This window comes from Allocatelliglobosispora scoriae (assembly GCF_014204945.1).
Classification (GTDB): domain Bacteria; phylum Actinomycetota; class Actinomycetes; order Mycobacteriales; family Micromonosporaceae; genus Allocatelliglobosispora; species Allocatelliglobosispora scoriae.
This window is the reverse complement of the sequence record NZ_JACHMN010000002.1, coordinates 2,012,808-2,026,948: the sequence shown is the minus strand read 5'-3', so window position 1 is coordinate 2,026,948 and position 14,141 is coordinate 2,012,808. Positions and strand designations below refer to the sequence as shown.

The 14,141-nt window shown below is 70.1% G+C and carries 15 protein-coding genes; 6 read left to right on the top strand and 9 right to left on the bottom strand.

What is annotated here, in order from left to right; genetic code table 11:
- Nucleotides 1–4: 4 nt before the first annotated feature.
- The 5 genes from F4553_RS14760 to F4553_RS14740 are packed head-to-tail and all read left to right on the top strand — an operon-like array spanning nucleotide 5 to nucleotide 3,592.
- Nucleotides 5–190, top strand: coding sequence for a hypothetical protein (locus F4553_RS14760; protein ID WP_184836361.1), 186 nt, complete (start codon nucleotides 5–7; stop codon nucleotides 188–190).
- Between the two features lie 3 nt (nucleotides 191–193).
- Nucleotides 194–613, top strand: a complete 420-nt coding sequence (locus F4553_RS14755; protein ID WP_184836359.1) for a TadE family protein — start codon at nucleotides 194–196, stop codon at nucleotides 611–613.
- Between the two features lies 1 nt (nucleotide 614).
- A complete protein-coding gene (locus F4553_RS14750; RefSeq protein WP_184836357.1) occupies nucleotides 615–1,052 on the top strand; it encodes a TadE/TadG family type IV pilus assembly protein in 438 nt (145 codons plus the stop codon).
- On the top strand, nucleotides 1,049–1,462 hold the full coding sequence (locus F4553_RS14745; protein WP_184836356.1) for a hypothetical protein: 414 nt from the start codon (nucleotides 1,049–1,051) through the stop codon (nucleotides 1,460–1,462). Before F4553_RS14750 ends, F4553_RS14745 begins: the two co-directional genes overlap by 4 nt.
- A 39-nt stretch (nucleotides 1,463–1,501) precedes the next feature.
- Nucleotides 1,502–3,592, top strand: coding sequence for a LysM peptidoglycan-binding domain-containing protein (locus tag F4553_RS14740; protein ID WP_184836354.1), 2,091 nt, complete (start codon nucleotides 1,502–1,504; stop codon nucleotides 3,590–3,592).
- Between the two features lie 88 nt (nucleotides 3,593–3,680).
- Here the strand turns inward: F4553_RS14740 and F4553_RS14735 are convergent, their stop codons facing one another.
- Both F4553_RS14735 and F4553_RS14730 read right to left on the bottom strand, forming a co-directional pair.
- Complete coding sequence (locus F4553_RS14735; RefSeq protein ID WP_184836352.1) at nucleotides 3,681–4,274, bottom strand: hypothetical protein; 594 nt, start codon at nucleotides 4,272–4,274, stop codon at nucleotides 3,681–3,683.
- Complete coding sequence (locus F4553_RS14730; protein ID WP_312875219.1) at nucleotides 4,271–4,777, bottom strand: SigE family RNA polymerase sigma factor; 507 nt, start codon at nucleotides 4,775–4,777, stop codon at nucleotides 4,271–4,273. The genes F4553_RS14735 and F4553_RS14730 overlap by 4 nt, the downstream gene beginning before the upstream one ends.
- 141 nt (nucleotides 4,778–4,918) lie before the next feature.
- On the opposite strand from F4553_RS14730, the gene F4553_RS14725 reads away from it, so the two are divergent.
- Nucleotides 4,919–5,656, top strand: a complete 738-nt coding sequence (locus tag F4553_RS14725) for a carbohydrate-binding protein (protein ID WP_184836350.1) — start codon at nucleotides 4,919–4,921, stop codon at nucleotides 5,654–5,656.
- Between the two features lie 44 nt (nucleotides 5,657–5,700).
- On the opposite strand, the gene F4553_RS14720 is transcribed toward F4553_RS14725, so the two are convergent.
- The 7 genes from F4553_RS14720 to F4553_RS14690 form a co-directional block, all read right to left on the bottom strand.
- Nucleotides 5,701–6,738 (bottom strand): damage-control phosphatase ARMT1 family protein, encoded by a 1,038-nt coding sequence (locus F4553_RS14720; protein WP_184836348.1) that lies wholly within the window; start codon nucleotides 6,736–6,738, stop codon nucleotides 5,701–5,703.
- Between the two features lie 90 nt (nucleotides 6,739–6,828).
- On the bottom strand, nucleotides 6,829–10,233 hold the full coding sequence (locus F4553_RS14715; RefSeq protein ID WP_184836346.1) for a glycosyl hydrolase: 3,405 nt from the start codon (nucleotides 10,231–10,233) through the stop codon (nucleotides 6,829–6,831).
- A gap of 334 nt (nucleotides 10,234–10,567) precedes the next feature.
- A complete protein-coding gene (locus tag F4553_RS14710; RefSeq protein ID WP_312875218.1) occupies nucleotides 10,568–11,503 on the bottom strand; it encodes an acyl-ACP desaturase in 936 nt (311 codons plus the stop codon).
- Nucleotides 11,504–11,568: 65 nt separating this feature from the next.
- Entirely contained in the window at nucleotides 11,569–12,303 is a 735-nt protein-coding gene (locus F4553_RS14705) for a lysophospholipid acyltransferase family protein (RefSeq protein WP_184836344.1), read from the bottom strand.
- A gap of 57 nt (nucleotides 12,304–12,360) precedes the next feature.
- A complete protein-coding gene (locus F4553_RS14700) occupies nucleotides 12,361–12,834 on the bottom strand; it encodes a Rieske (2Fe-2S) protein (RefSeq protein WP_184836342.1) in 474 nt (157 codons plus the stop codon).
- A 26-nt stretch (nucleotides 12,835–12,860) separates the two neighbouring features.
- On the bottom strand, nucleotides 12,861–13,430 hold the full coding sequence (locus F4553_RS14695; protein ID WP_184836340.1) for a DUF6529 family protein: 570 nt from the start codon (nucleotides 13,428–13,430) through the stop codon (nucleotides 12,861–12,863).
- Between the two features lie 12 nt (nucleotides 13,431–13,442).
- Nucleotides 13,443–14,111: a hypothetical protein gene (locus F4553_RS14690; protein WP_184836338.1), complete on the bottom strand. Its 669-nt coding sequence runs from the start codon at nucleotides 14,109–14,111 to the stop codon at nucleotides 13,443–13,445.
- Nucleotides 14,112–14,141: the final 30 nt, after the last annotated feature.

Genomic DNA, 14,141 nt, shown 5'->3' with positions numbered 1-14,141 from the left:
CCCCATGTTGCTGAAGATGACGGTGGCACTCTCCACCCGGATTCAGGAACTCACCAGCCCGACCCGCCGTGAGGCCGGCGAGGGCCCCGTGCCCTACGTCATCATGGTCACGGTCATCGCGATCGGCGCCGCCGCGATCGCCGCAGTCCTCATCACCTACGCCAACACCCGCCTCACCACCCTTCCGTGAGCCATGAGCGGAACGACTGAGCGTCGGCGTTTCCCGCTGCGGCCGGCCGGTCGCAGCGGGAGACACGACCAAGGTGACGGCCCCATCGAGATGGTGATCATCGCCGTCCCGACGGTGCTGATCACCCTCATGGTGATCCACGCCGGCCTCTACTTCTATGCCCGCTCCATCGCGATCGGCGCGGCATCGCAGGGAGTCAACGCGGCGCGTTCCTATGACGCCAGCGAGCGCACCACCGGGGCGGCCAAGGCGCGCGAGTTCATCGACGCCATGGGGCCGGGGTTGAACAACGTGCAGGTCAACCAGATCACCACCCCGACGTCGGTCACCGTGATCGTCAGCGGTGACATGCCGACGCTCGTCCCCGGCATCACCATCCGCGTCCTGCAGCGTGCTGTCCGTCCGATCGAGAGGGTGAGCTGAGATGTGGCGTCGCGGGTCGGACAGTGGTTCGGCCACCATCGAACTGGTGCTCATGCTGCCCGTCGCCGCCGCCATGATGACCATGATCACCTTCACCGGCCGGGTCGCCATGGCGCGTCAGGTCGCCGACTCGGCAGCATACGACGCCGCGCGGAGCGCCAGCCTGGCTCGTACCGAGGCGACGGCACGGGCGCAGGCGAACACGGCGGCGAACGCCTCCTTCGCCGGGCAGGGTTTCACCTGCCAGCCGCTGACGGTGACGCCGAATCTGACCGGCTTCGCGGTCCCTCCGGGCCAGACGGCCACCGTCACCGTCACCGTGAGCTGCAGAGTCGACCTGCGCGACATCCTCGACCTGCCGGGCCTGCCGATCAGCGACTTCATCACGCTGAACTCCTCCTTCGTGAGTCCACTCGACACCTACCGGAGCCGGACATGATGCGCATTCGCCGCGGTCGAGATGCCGGGGCCATCGCCGTCTACTTCGCCATCATCGCCCCCGCCTGGATGGCCATCGTCTCGCTCGTCATCATCGGCGGCGGTCGGGTGCGTGCGCACGAGAAGGCTTACAACATCGCGGCCGAGGCGGCCCGCGCGGCGGGACAGGCGATCGATCCGGGGTCGGCCATCCTGGGCCAGCCCAAGCGGATCAATCCGGGCCTCGCCGTGACCGCCGCCCAGAACTACCTTCGTGCGGCGGGTGCCACCGGAACGGTGGTGGTCGACAGCAATCAGATGCTCACGGTGACCGCGCGGGTCACTTACAACAACCCGATCGGCCTGTCACCAATCGGTGGTCCGACGTGGACCGCAATCGGCAAGGCGACCGCTACGCTAGTCGTTAGATAGACCTGACTCTATTAAGATCGGCCAGGAAGGGTGGGGACCATGGCACAACGACAGCGCTCCGGACGGCACTGGCTCAGTCGCCTCGTCGCGGGTCTGACCGCCCTCGTCGGCACGGTCGCAGTGGTGGCCGGTGTGCCGCTGCTGCTCATGGAGGTCGCGGGCAACCCGCTGCCGCGCCACGTGCCCAGCTTCGAGGAGATCGGCACCCTGCTGACCTCGCCCGACAACGGCTCGCTCTTCATGAGGCTGCTCGCCGTCGTCGCCTGGCTCGCCTGGCTCACCTTCTCGCTGAGCGTGCTCGTCGAGATCCCCGCGCAGCTCCGCGGGCGCCGCGCGCCCCGCCTGCCCGGCCTCGGCTTCCAGCAGCGCCTCGCGGCGATCCTGGTCGGCGCGGTCATCGCGGTCTTCGCCGGGGTCAGCGTCTCCACCGCGGCGCCGCCCGTCCCGGTGGTCTCGGTCGTCTCGTCGGGTACGCCGACCTTCGCCGACCCGACCGTCGTGAGCCCGCCCACGCACGCGCCGATCTACACCGCCGTCTACGCCTCCGTGCACGCCGGTGCCGCACACGTGGCCGAGCCGACGCAGCCGCAGATCACCCGACCCGTCTACGTGGTGCGCAAGCACGACTACCTGGGCCGCATCGCGCAGCGGTTCACCGGGGACTTCGACCGGTACCGGCAGATCGCGGCGCTCAACCCGGGCCTGATCCGCAACCCCAACCACATCCAGCCCGGCTGGCGGATCGTGCTCCCGACCGACGCCAGCGACCGGGGTGTCACCCGGCACGCGACCGGTCGGCTCGTCACCCCCTCGGTGAAGCCGCCCGCTCCGCCGACCCAGGCCCCGCCGGCACCCACTCCGGCACCGTCCACTCCCGCGCCGTCGCCGTCGGTGGCCGTCACGCCGAGCGTCGCGCCCTCGAAGGCGCCGCCGCCGTCGAAGGCACCCGCCACGCAGGCCCCCGTTGTGCAGGCCCCGGTTGCGCAGGCCCCGACCCGTGCCGCCCAGCCCGATCACTCCACGACGGACAGTGCTGCCGATCCGGGGATGCAGGTCCTCGCGGCCAGCGCCGGTTTCGCCGCTTTCAGCGTGCTCGCGGCGCATGTCGTGCTGCGGCGCCGGCGTACGCGTCGGATCAACCAGCTTCGCGTCAAGCGCAGGCGCAACGCGCCGATCTACCGCCACACCACCGAGAGCGAGGCCCGTCAGGCCGCCAAGCACCGGGCCGCCGACCGGCTCGACTCCGGTCTGCGGCGGCTCACCATCGGGCTCGGCGGACGGGCCGCCTGGGAGATGCCGGACATCGCCGCGGCGTGGCAGCACGGCGGCGATCTCGCCGTCATCCTCGCCACACCGTGCGAGGATCCGCCGTCACCGTTCGAGGTGCGCTCGCCCAACACCTGGTCACTGCCCGCGACCGCGCACATCAGTGAGTCCAGCCCGGCGCCGTCGCTCCTGCCCGGCCTGCTGAGTGTCGGCACCTGGGCGCAGGGTGGCGAGCTCTTCGTCGACGGCGAGCGCACCGGTCTGATCTCCCTCGTCGGCAACCCGCAGTGCTGCGACGACCTGCTGCGCTTCCTCGCCGCCGAGGCCGCCACGGTCTCCTGGGCCGATGACACGTCGGTCGTGGTCGCCGGGTTCAGCACCGCGGACATGGGCGCGCTCGCCGAGCTCAACCCGCGCCGGGTCCGGGTGGCGGTCTCGGTCGACGACGCCATCGCCCGGATCGCGAAGCGTGCGGCGATCAACTCGGCGATGCTGCGCGACGCCCGCACCACCGACACGATCGCGGCCCGGGTCAACAACATCACCGACACCGCGTGGTCGACCCATCTGCTCTTCATCGCCGACGCGTGGGGGGAGTATTCGCGCCAGCTCCAGAGCCTCGACGCGCAGCTCGCCGCACTCGGCCGGGTCGGTGTCGTGGTCGTCGCCACCCAGCCGTCGCCGACCCGATGGTCGGCGCAGATCAGTGCGGACGGCAGCCTGGAGATGGCGTGGCTCGCGGTGACCGGGACGACGGCGTGCCAGCTCAGCAGCGACCAGCTCATCGAGCAGGCCGAGGCGATCCGGTACGCCCGGGACTCGGAGCCGTCCGAGGTCGGCCCGCGCCACCGGCTGCGCGTCTAGCCCCCGTTCACGTTTTGCAGCAAAGCGGGCCCATTCCTCAAGGAATGGGCCCGCTTTGCTGCAAAACGTGAGTGCTTGCCGGGATGCGCTACTGGGCGGCGAGTTCCGGGTGCTCGGTGCCGGGAGCCTCCGGCGGACCGGCCGGCAGGATCGGCGGCGAGCCCGCGGCCTGCCACGCCGCGCAGACCGCATCGGCGACCACGGTCCCCTGCGGGCCGGTCAGCGTCGCCGCCTGCACCGAGCAGGCGCCGCCGGACACCGTCACCAGGAGCGCCGATCCGTCCGCCAGCGGCACGCTGAGGGTCCCGCCCTCGCGCCACCCGATGTCCGTCGGCAGCTCGCCGACCGTGACACCGGCGGGCAGAGCGCCGCTCACCGCGTCCACCGCGCTCCCGACGGGGAAGCCGGGCGCGAGCTGCGTACCCGACTCCAGGCCGGTTCCGGTCTCCTGCCGCGAGGCGACCGACGGACCGATCCCGGCCACGGTCGAGCCGGGCCACGCGGCGAAGGCGACGCCGCCCGCGAGTGCCGGCAGCAGGGCCGCCGCCCCGAACGCCATTCGCCGCCGATAGACCCGTCGGGCACCACGGCGCTCGATGTCGGCCGAACCGGTCGGCAGTGGTGGCTCGTCGCGGACGAGGGTGGACAGGACCGAGCGCACATCATCGTCGTTGCTGGTCATGCTGGTTCTCCCTTCAGGACGCCGGAGCTGTCCAGCGCCGCGCGCAGGTGGTCCAGGCCACGGGCGGCCTGGCTCTTGACGTTGCCGGTGCTGCACCCGAGGGCGGCAGCGGTCTGCTCGATCGAGAGGTCTTCCCAGTACCGCAGCACCACGATCGTGCGCTGGGAGGGCTGGAGACTCGCCAGTGCCTGGAGCAGCAGGTCACGCGTACCGTCGTCGGGGTTGGTGTTCGTCGCGCGGTCCGGGAGGTCGGCGGTGGTGATCTCCCGCCGCCATGTGCGCCGGTGCGTGGCGAGGTAGCCGTTGACGAGCATGCGGCGCACGTAGGGATCGACCTCGCCCGCCGCACTGATCCGGCGCCAGTGCACGTAGAGCTTGGCCAGGGCATCCTGGACCAGGTCGTCGGCCAGATACCAGTCACCGCACATCAGGTACGCCGTCCGCCGCAGCGCGCTGCGCCGGGCGGTCGCGTACTCGCGGAAGCCGCTCGCGATCTCTCTCACGTCCTCTCCATGCAAACGGGCACCCGGAAGGTTGCACGGTTACCCATAATGCTGACCGACCGGACAGTCCCGGTAGCGTCGAGCAGCGGCTATCTTCGCCGAGGGGCCATGCGAGATGGCTCCCCGGATTGAGGGACGTGCATGACCGCCGCCGACGGGCCCAATGACGAGCCGACGGACGCCCCACGCACCAAGCGTGGCTTCTTCGGCTGGCTGCGCAGCTTCGCGGCGATCTCCATCGTCGGGGCGGCCCTCGCCACGGTCGTGCTCCTCATCGGTGTGAGCAGCCTGCTGGCGAAGCCGTCGGCCTCCCGCGGGGTTCTGCCCATCGACCCGGGTCCGCTGCCGACGGGTGCCGATCCGCAGCCGGAGTCGAGCCCCACCGACCAGGTCTCCGCGTCGCCGTCGCCGAGCCCGGTCCGCGTCGTGGTCTCCCGGTCGCCGGGGGTCTCGAAGTCCCCGGTGCCGTCGGCGAGCGTGTCTCCGCTGGTCCTGGCGCCGGTGCGCTATGAGGCCGAGTCGGCGACGGCGTCCCGGGGGCGTACCGCCAGCGACCACGCGGGTTTCTCCGGCTCCGGCTTCGTCGACTATGAGAATGTGGCCGGCAGCTATGTGGAGTTCGCCGTGACCGCGCCGAGCGCGCGCAAGGTCACGCTGCGCATCCGCTTCGCCAATGGCGGTGGTGCGTCCCGGCCGATGGACATCCTGGTCAACGGCACGCTCGCGGCCGACGACCTGGCCTTCCCGCAGACGGGTGGCTGGCCCAACTGGGACACCCGGACCCTGACGGTCACCCTGGTCGCTGGCGCCAACCAGATCCGCCTGGTCGCCACGAACGGCGAGGGCGGCCCCAACGTGGACTACCTCGAGGTCGCATAACACCAACTCTTCAAGAGTTGCGGCGGTCTTGGTGCGCGATGCGGTCAGGGGCGGTGCTGGATGAGGGCGTGGGCGCCGGTGGTGCGCCAGGGCTCGCCGGTCGCGTCGAGCTCGGCCACCGTCGACGGCGCGAGGCCCGTGATCACTTCTGACTTGAGGGTACGCAGCACCAGCACCGGCGTCGGGAAATACTCCGTCAGCTCGGCGAACGACGTGGTGGGCGGGTAGAGCCGGTCCCCGACGAGCCGCCGATAGTGCAGGTCGCCCTTGAGGATGGTGATCCCCGCATCCGCGATCTGCGCCTCGAACTCCGGCGGCATCTGATTGAACGACATCGGGGCTGCCTGGAAGGCGTCCCGGCGGAGGTTGAGCCGCCCGTCGTGCCGGGCGCGCACCAGCCGGGCGGCGAGTTCGGCGGGGCGTCCCGGCTCTGCGGCGAGCCGGTCCACGGTGGCCGTCAGATCGGCGGCGATCACGTCGGAGACGAAGTAGGGGAACGGCTTGACGTGCAGGTCGACGACTCCGGCCAGCCCCGATTCGAGCAGGCTGTCGATGAGGAAGAGGTCGGCGATCAGCTCCCGACCGGCGTTGTCGGCGAAGTAGGCGACGGTGGGCGTACCGATGGAGAGGAACCCGAGCACCTCGGACCGGTCGTCGCGGACGAAGCCGGTGGCCGCGTCGCTCGCGCCGCTCTGGAGCCGGAAGCTGAGGTCGGAGCGGTTGCCCCAGACCGCCGCCGCGAGCAGGTCGGGCAGCTCGTGCGGCATCGTGTCGAGGAAGTGCGGCAGCCCGGGATCGGTGAGCTCACCCTGCTTGAGGAAGCCGAACGGGTCGCGATGGTGCTCCGACCAGCGGGTGATCGCGAGGATCCGGCGGTAGAAGTAGTTCTCGGCGCGCAGGAACGGCGACGGGTCCCAGGCACCGCTGGTGAACTCGGCACCCAGCGACACGAGCGCGGTGTGCTGGTCGAGGGTGAGGTCGGTGTGGCTGCGGAGCTGCTTGATGATCGCTGGGTGCCGTTCGTGCAGCACCCGCCACGGAAACGAACCGGGCTCGCTGCTGGTGATCTCCGGTGCGTCCACGCCGCGATTATGCCCGTTCCCGGGGCCCGATAACCGGCAAAAGATCGGCGCAACTCTTCAAGAGTTGCGCCGATCTTGCCTACCCCGCGGTCAGCTGAACGGGAGGGTGATCTTGGTTTGGTTGCCGATCCCGAGGTTGGTCGTGGTGGAACCGATCGCGTTCCAGACCTCCACCTTCACGATGCCGCCGGCGAGGTTGCCCAGGGCGCCGGTGGCCGAGAAGGAGCCGGACGCCTGGGTGTAGTGCTCCCAGCCCGCCACCGGATCCGTCGGGAAGTAGCTGAACGTCTCGACCCGGTCGAAGCTGCCGTTGCCGGTGAGGTCGTAGGAGACCCGCACCTGCGTGGCGTTGCCGACGTTGGTGCCGGCGTCGACGAAGAGGTCGAAGGTGGTCGCCCCGCCGCTGTAGGTGGCGGTGAGACCGGTCGCGGTGTAGGTGAGCGGGTTGTGCGGGGTGCCGTTCCACTCACCGGCGGCCGCGCTGATCGTCGCGCTCGCCGCGGTGCCCTGGGTGCCGGGCAGCGTGCCGCCGGCCTGCGGGTAGCGGACCGCCGTGAAGGACGTCGGCGGGGTCGAGGGCGACGGGGACGGGCTCGTCGGCGGGGTGCTGCAACCGCCCCAGACCTTGAAGTCGAAGAGCGAGTAGCCGTAGGCCGTGCCGCGGACCGTGCCGTTGAGGCGCACGTAGCGGCCCGATCCGGTCGCGGTCACGTTGTCCGTGCCACCGTCGCCGGTGGTGGTGGAGTAGACCGTGGTCCAGGTCGTCCCGTTCGTCGAGGTCTGGATCTGGTAGGACTTGCCGTAGGCGGCCTCCCAGAGCAGCGCCACCGAGGCGATGTTCTGCACCGAACCCAGGTCGACCTGGATCCACTGCGGGTCGCTGAAGGCGCTGCCCCAGCGGGTGGTGGTGCTGGCGTCGAACGCGAGGTCCGCCGTGTAGGCACCCTCCACACTGGACGCGGTGGCCGGCTTGCCCTGGGAGAGCAGGACGGCACCGCCCCCGCCGCAGCTCGCCGACGGGGAGGGCGACGGCTGGGTGGAGGTGGACGGCTGCGGGCTCGGGTTGCCGCCGCCGTTGGCGTTGCCGCCGCTCCAGGTGAAGGCCCCGGAGGTCACGGTCTTTCCCGCGGGTACGGCGAGCGTCGTGCCGTTGGAGAAGGTCACCGTGATCGCCGCGTTGGTGATGTTGGAGGCGACGTAGGTGCGGGCCGAGCCCTTGAGGAACACCTTGGCGAGCGGGTGGTTCGCCGTGATCGTCGTGTCCACGTTGCCCAGCGCGGCGAGGTTGCGGATCCAGTGGAACGTGTGCGCCTTGCTCTCGCCCTCCTCGGAGGTGAAGCCCGGGTTGGCCCGGAAGTTGGCGAGCGCGGTGTCGCCGTTGCCGAGCGCCTGGAACTCCCAGATGATGTCCTGCCAGACCGTGGGCGGGCCGCCGTTGTTGGTGACCAGCTCGTTGTAGTTGGTCGTCACGTAGCCCGGGTTCTCGCCCATGTAGAAGTGGCCGCCGGTGACCGGGAGCATGTTGATGCCCTGGATCATCTCCGGCTCGCCGGAGAACCAGGTGGCGTAGGCGCCGCCGTCGCCCCAGACCATGCCTACCGTGTTGTGCGCGAAGGTGCTCGGGAAGTTCTGGTTGCGCGAGTCGAACCAGTACTCCTGGATCGCGGCGGACTGCGTGGTGTAGATGAAGATGCCGGCGTCGCGGACCGCCGCGTTGCCGGTCGCCTGGCCCCACTGGATCAGGGCGTTGGCGAAGTTCATCCCCTCGGACGAGGACTCCTGGTTGTTGCCCGAGGCGAAGGCGCCGTGCCCGGCCGCCCAGTCGTGACCGGCGAAGATGTCGAAGTCACGCAGGTACGGGAAGCGGGTGTCGCTGCGGTCGTAGTTGTTGGCGTCGCGGATCAGCATGTCGACCATGCCGCCGTACTGGCCGGTGGTGGCCCAGGCCGGGTCGAACTTGGCGAGGGTCGCCGCCGCGGCGATGAAGTAGCCGTAGTGGAAGTGGTGGTCGTTGAGCTCCTGGTCGGAGCCGTAGGACGCCGGGTAGCCGATGAGGGTGCCCCAGGCCGGGTTGTAGTAGAAGACGTGCGCCGCCTCGCCCGGCGACGCGGTGAACCAGTCGGTGAGCCGGGTCCGGATCACGTTGAGCGCCGCGGTCCGGATGCTGGTGAGGTTGAGCTGGTCGGCGATCTCGGCGACGCGCGCCGCCCGGCCGAGGCCCTTGCCGTTCCAGTAGGTGTCGTCACCCCGGAAGTCGGCCGGGTTGGCGAGCTCCGCGTTGAGGTAGTTGGTGATCGTGGTGAGGTCGGCACCGCTGCTGTCGGCCACGGCGGGGATCTCCGGCAGCACACCCTGGTACTTCATGCTCGTCGTGAACGCCGAGGTGCCGGTGAGCACCTTCATCGTGCCGCGCGCCGAGACGTAGGTGTTGGCGATCGGCGTCGAGCCGCTGAGACTGTTCCACTGGTGCGGGTAGAGCGCCACCACCGTGCCGCTCGCCGAGCCCTCACGGGCCGTCGTGGTGTAGGTGTAGGTGGTGTTCAGCGTCGCCGCCGCCTGGTTGTAGGCGTAGCTCACCCGGGTGCCGGTGACGTGGGCGTGCGCCACCTGGCCGTAGGTCGCGGCGAGCGCCGTGCGGTCACTGCCGACCGGCAGCACCGCCACGGAGAAGAAGCCCTTGCCCGCGAGGGTCGAGCTGATCACCGTCCCGGAGACCGTCCAGGTCGCGCCGGTCGGCGCGTAGGCGACGTAGTCCTTGCCGGCGATGCTGAAGCCGATGGTGGTGCCCGAGTTGGACCACACCGTCGGGGTGCCGTTGACCGTGATCTGGGCGTTGCCGCCGGTGATCTGGTAGTAGCTGAACGGCAGGCCGTGACCGATCGTGGCCTTCATCGTCCGCGTGCCGTCACTCCAGTAGGGCGTGACGGTCCAGTCGGTCCAGCCGTCCACCCGCACGTCGGGAGCGTTGAGCCCGGCCACGCCCACCCGGATGTTCTCCGTGTAGGGGTAGTGGTACTCGCCCGGCCCGGTCGCCGAACCGCTGATCGCGGCGGTCGTGTTGTAGGACAGGCCGATGCCGTTGTTGAACGTGTCGTAGGAGACCGGGTGCGCGTGCAGCGGCTCGCTGAAGGTGCAGTCGAACTTCTTCCACAGCAGCGAGGACCACCAGTCGTTGGTGGGGATCGCACCGGCCGGGGCGTTGGCGGTCACGTAGGCGCGCGGGTTGCTGCCGACACTGCCGCAGCCGACCGGGGACGCGGCCCCCGGCGGCAGGGTGTCGGCGTAGCTGCCGGCGCCGACGGTCCCGGCCTCGGCGGGCTGGGACGCGACGAAACCGGCGAGGCCGACGGCGAGACCGACAGCGGTGCTGACGGCGAGGGCGCGCAGCCCGGACCGGTGGCGACGGGTACGGAGCAGGCCGGATCTGAGCGGACCGGCGCGGTGGCTTCGAGGATTCTCGCCGCCCGGGGACGTATCCCGGATCGAGAGTTCCATGGGTTCCTCCGATATGGAGAGCGTGGGCGGGGGCGGGTGGGGCGAGCGATCCCGAGGGACGTGAGAGCGCTCTCTTTGCGAGGAAGTTAACCCGTGTAGGTGAAGACGTCAATGTTTCCCGTCGATGACAGTCGAGTAACCGAAATCCTTGCTGGCAGGGGTATCCGGCGTCGCGGTCGCTGCGAGGTTGGTTGACGATGTCCGTGAGAGCGCTCTCACGGACATCGACGGGTGCGCGTACCCTCGGCGAAAGCGCACTGTTCGCGCTCTCCCGTGCTCATAGCGCGCAACGGCCCGGCCGCGCGGGGCGCGACCGGGCCGTTGTCGGGAAGATCTAGAGGGCTGCCTTGCGGGCGTTGAGCGCGTCGCGGCGCTCGGTGAAGCGGGTCGCCTGCTCGTCGAGTCCGCGCAGATAGGCGACGAGCTCCTCGCGGGCCGCCTCGCCGTCGCCGGAGAGCCCGGTCGCCTCCATCGCGCCGAGCTGGCGCAGCACCGGCCAGATCACCTCGTCGTGATGGATGCGCAGGTCGTAGACACCGGCGAGGGCGATCTGCACGGACTTGCGGCCGAAATTCTCGATCGTGTAGCCGGGCATCTGGAACTTCTTCACCACCTCGGTGATGGCGCGCATCGCCGTGTTGGGCGCGAGCTGGAACGCCGCCGCGAGCAGGTTGCGGTAGAAGAGCATGTGCAGGTTCTCGTCGGCCGCGACCTTCGCGAGGAGCTGGTCGCAGACCGGGTCGCCGCTGATCCGGCCGGTGTTGCGGTGCGAGACCCGGGTCGCCAGCTCCTGAAAGGAGACATAGGCGATGGACTCGATCGCACCGTCGTAGTCGCTGGTGAAGCCGCCGCCCATGTGGACCATGCGGGCGCGTTCGAGGGCGATGGGGTCGACGGCGCGGGTGACGGTGAGGTAGTCGCGGATGGCGACGCCGTGTCGTCCTTCTTCGGCGGTCCAGCGGTGGACCCAGGTGCCCCAGGCGCCGTCACGGCCGAAGAGGGCGGCGATTTCGTGGTGGTAGCTGGGGAGGTTGTCCTCGGTGAGGAGGTTGACGATGAGGGAGGTGCGGGCGACGTCGCTGAGCTTGGACTGGTCGGGGGTCCAGGCCTGGCCGCCGAGGACGCCGTCGTAGTCGGTGCCCTGGCTCCACGGGATGTACTCGTGGGGGAACCACTCCTTGGCGGTGGCGAAGTGCCGGTTGAGGTTGACCTCGACGACCGGCTCCAGCTCCAGCAGCAGCGTCTTGGTGTCGGTGATCTCGGTCGTCACGGGATGCCTCCAGTCGGGTCCGAATCTACGGTACCGTAGGTTACGGCACCGTAGCCAGGATGGCGTCAGTCGATCTCATCTTCTGAACCGGCCAGCGACTCGGGCGTCGGTGCCGAACCGCCCAGGTGGGCGGGAACCCACCACTCGTCGTCGGGGCCGGCGGGCTTGTCCGGGTACTCCTGCTGCGCGCGGTCGAGCAGCGCGCTCATCCGGCTGTGCAGCTCGGCGGCGACCACGTCCTGCTTGTCGCGGCGGGTCGGCTGGAACGGCTCGCCGATGAGGATCGAGATCGGCACGTGCCGCTTGGTCAGCTCCCGCTTGCGTCCCTTGGTCCAGAGCCGCTGGGTGCCCCAGAGCGCCATCGGGATCAGCGGCGTGTCCGTCGAGGCCGCCATCCGCGCCGCGCCGCTCTTGATCTCCTTGACGGTGAAGGACTGGCTGATCGTCGCCTCCGGGAAGACCCCGACGACCTCCCCGCCCTTCAGCGCCGCCAGAGCCGCCTTGTAGGAGGCGAGTCCGTTGTCCCGGTCGACCGGGATGTGGTGCATGCCGCGCATCAGCGGTCCGGCGATCCGGTCCGCGAAGATCTCCTGCTTGGCCATGAACCGCACCTTGCGCTTGGCCGGGTTGGCGCCGAGGCCCGCGAAGATGAAGTCGAGGTAGCTGATGTGGTTGCTGGCCAGCACCGCGCCGCCCTGGCGCGGGATGTGCTCGGCACCGTCGATCGTGATCCGGAGATCGAGCACGCGGAACAAGGTCTTGGCCAACGCGATGACCGGCGGGTACACGAAATCGGACATGGGGGCAAGAGTAGTGCCGCGCGGGGCTGTCGAGCCCCGCGCGGTACCCATGTGTGATTAACCCTTGATGATCTTGTCGCCCTCGACGGTGATCCGGGCCGAGCCGAGCTTCTTCGCGGCGGGTCCGTTGGCGACCGTACCGTCGGCGATCTTGAACTTGCTGCCGTGGCAGGCACAGTTGATCGTGCCGCCTTCGACGGAGGAGACGAGGCAGCCCTGGTGGGTGCAGGTTGCCGAGAACGCCTTGAAGACGTTCGCCTCCGGCTGGGTGACGACGATGTCGTCGGACTCGAAGATCTTGCCGCCGCCGACCGGGATGTCCGTGGTCTTCGCCAGCTCCTTGCCCGCGGCGGGCGCGGTGGTGGCGCCGCCCGTCGAGGTGCCCGGTGCGGGCTGCTGCGCGCTCTGCGTGGGCGCCGCGTCCGTGTCGCCGTAGGCTTCACAGCCCGCGACCAGCGCGGCCACCCCCGCCACGCCGATGGCGCCCGCGCCGCCGAGCACCGCACGCCTGGTCCGATTTTCCTCGCTCATAGCCATACCTCCTGATGATCAGAGTGTCAGAGTTTGACGCCGACGGTCGTGAAGAACCAGACCGAAGATGTGAGCCACAGGGCGATGAGCACGGTGAAGACCAGCCCCCCGACCAGCGGCAGGACCCACCCGGGCAGGTTCTTCCTCGGCAGGATGAGCATCTTCACGGTGAAGGCGCCGAAGAAGAAACAGCCCAGCAGGGAGTGCAACGTCGTTCGCAGGTCGAAGGTCGCGAAGCCGACGGCGTAGAGGCAGTGGACCATCACCGGCAGGGTGAACAGGAAGGCGATCCGCCCCGACCAGCGGTGCAGCGGTGCGGCCCAGCTCGGGGCGAAGGAGCCGAGCTTGCCCCACATCGCCAGCGCCGAGACGAGCTGGAGGACGGCGAAGAAGGCGGCGCCGGTGGCGAGCCAGACCTTCACCGTCAGCGGGCCGGAGAAGCCGGCGACGCTGACGGCGATCCCGGTCGGCGGGTGCAGGCTCCCGTAGGCACCGAGCACCACGCTCACCGCCGCGCCGATCAGGATCGGGACGAGCAGGCCGGCCGCGACCGGCGCCGACGTCGGCTGCGGTCCCCGTTCGATATCAGTGGTCATCTCAGTGTCCTTCTAGTTTGCGGTGAGGGAGCCGTCGACGGGCGCCGCGGTGATCGGCTCCCCGCCGACCGTGACCGCGCCGGTGGCCGGGTCGATCGGCGGTGCCGGGGCCGGCTCGCCGTCGGTGGTGACCACGCCGACCTGGCTGCCGTCGGGCAGCACGATCCAGCCGCCGACCACCTTCGCGTTACGCACCTGCGCGACGGCGCGGTAGAGGCCCGACGGCTTGCTCACCGCGGGTGCGGTGAAGGTGAACGTCCTGCCCGCCGCGGTCACCGTGCCGGTCGCCTTGCCGCCGCCGAACGTACCGGTCAGCGCAGCGCCCTTGGCCCCGGTCAGCGCGAGCTTCCCGTCCGCGGCCGTGCCCTGCAGCCAGGCCTCGGCCCGCCTGCCGTCGCAGAGGTACGCCACCGCGACGCCGTCCTTCACCGAGATGGCGATCGACGCCGCGCCACCGTTCGTGGAGCCCGCCCAGACCGCGTTCACCGTGGCGGGCGCGGGCGCGGCGGAGCTGGCCGCCGCGGTGGGCGCAGCCTGCGTGGTGGCGACCACGACGGGATCGCCGTCAGCGCCCGCCTGCCGCTGGAAGTCCTGCGCGGTTGCGATCGAGCTCGCCGCGATCAGCCCCACCGCGATGGCCGCGCCGACCAGCAGGGTGATCAGAGGAGTGTTGCGCTTCATGGCACCCATCGAATCGTGCCGGAGGGGGTC

Excerpts from the sequence above, each read along its gene's own strand:
- F4553_RS14760 (WP_184836361.1), top strand. The coding sequence starts at position 5 with ATGTTGCTGAAGATGACGGTGGCACTCTCCACCCGGATTCAGGAACTC.
- F4553_RS14755 (WP_184836359.1), top strand. The coding sequence starts at position 194 with ATGAGCGGAACGACTGAGCGTCGGCGTTTCCCGCTGCGGCCGGCCGGT.
- F4553_RS14750 (WP_184836357.1), top strand. The coding sequence starts at position 615 with ATGTGGCGTCGCGGGTCGGACAGTGGTTCGGCCACCATCGAACTGGTG.
- F4553_RS14745 (WP_184836356.1), top strand. The coding sequence starts at position 1,049 with ATGATGCGCATTCGCCGCGGTCGAGATGCCGGGGCCATCGCCGTCTAC.
- F4553_RS14740 (WP_184836354.1), top strand. The coding sequence starts at position 1,502 with ATGGCACAACGACAGCGCTCCGGACGGCACTGGCTCAGTCGCCTCGTC.
- F4553_RS14735 (WP_184836352.1), bottom strand. The coding sequence starts at position 4,274 with ATGACCAGCAACGACGATGATGTGCGCTCGGTCCTGTCCACCCTCGTC.
- F4553_RS14725 (WP_184836350.1), top strand. The coding sequence starts at position 4,919 with ATGACCGCCGCCGACGGGCCCAATGACGAGCCGACGGACGCCCCACGC.
- F4553_RS14715 (WP_184836346.1), bottom strand. The coding sequence starts at position 10,233 with ATGGAACTCTCGATCCGGGATACGTCCCCGGGCGGCGAGAATCCTCGA.
- F4553_RS14705 (WP_184836344.1), bottom strand. The coding sequence starts at position 12,303 with ATGTCCGATTTCGTGTACCCGCCGGTCATCGCGTTGGCCAAGACCTTG.
- F4553_RS14700 (WP_184836342.1), bottom strand. The coding sequence starts at position 12,834 with ATGAGCGAGGAAAATCGGACCAGGCGTGCGGTGCTCGGCGGCGCGGGC.
- F4553_RS14695 (WP_184836340.1), bottom strand. The coding sequence starts at position 13,430 with ATGACCACTGATATCGAACGGGGACCGCAGCCGACGTCGGCGCCGGTC.
- F4553_RS14690 (WP_184836338.1), bottom strand. The coding sequence starts at position 14,111 with ATGAAGCGCAACACTCCTCTGATCACCCTGCTGGTCGGCGCGGCCATC.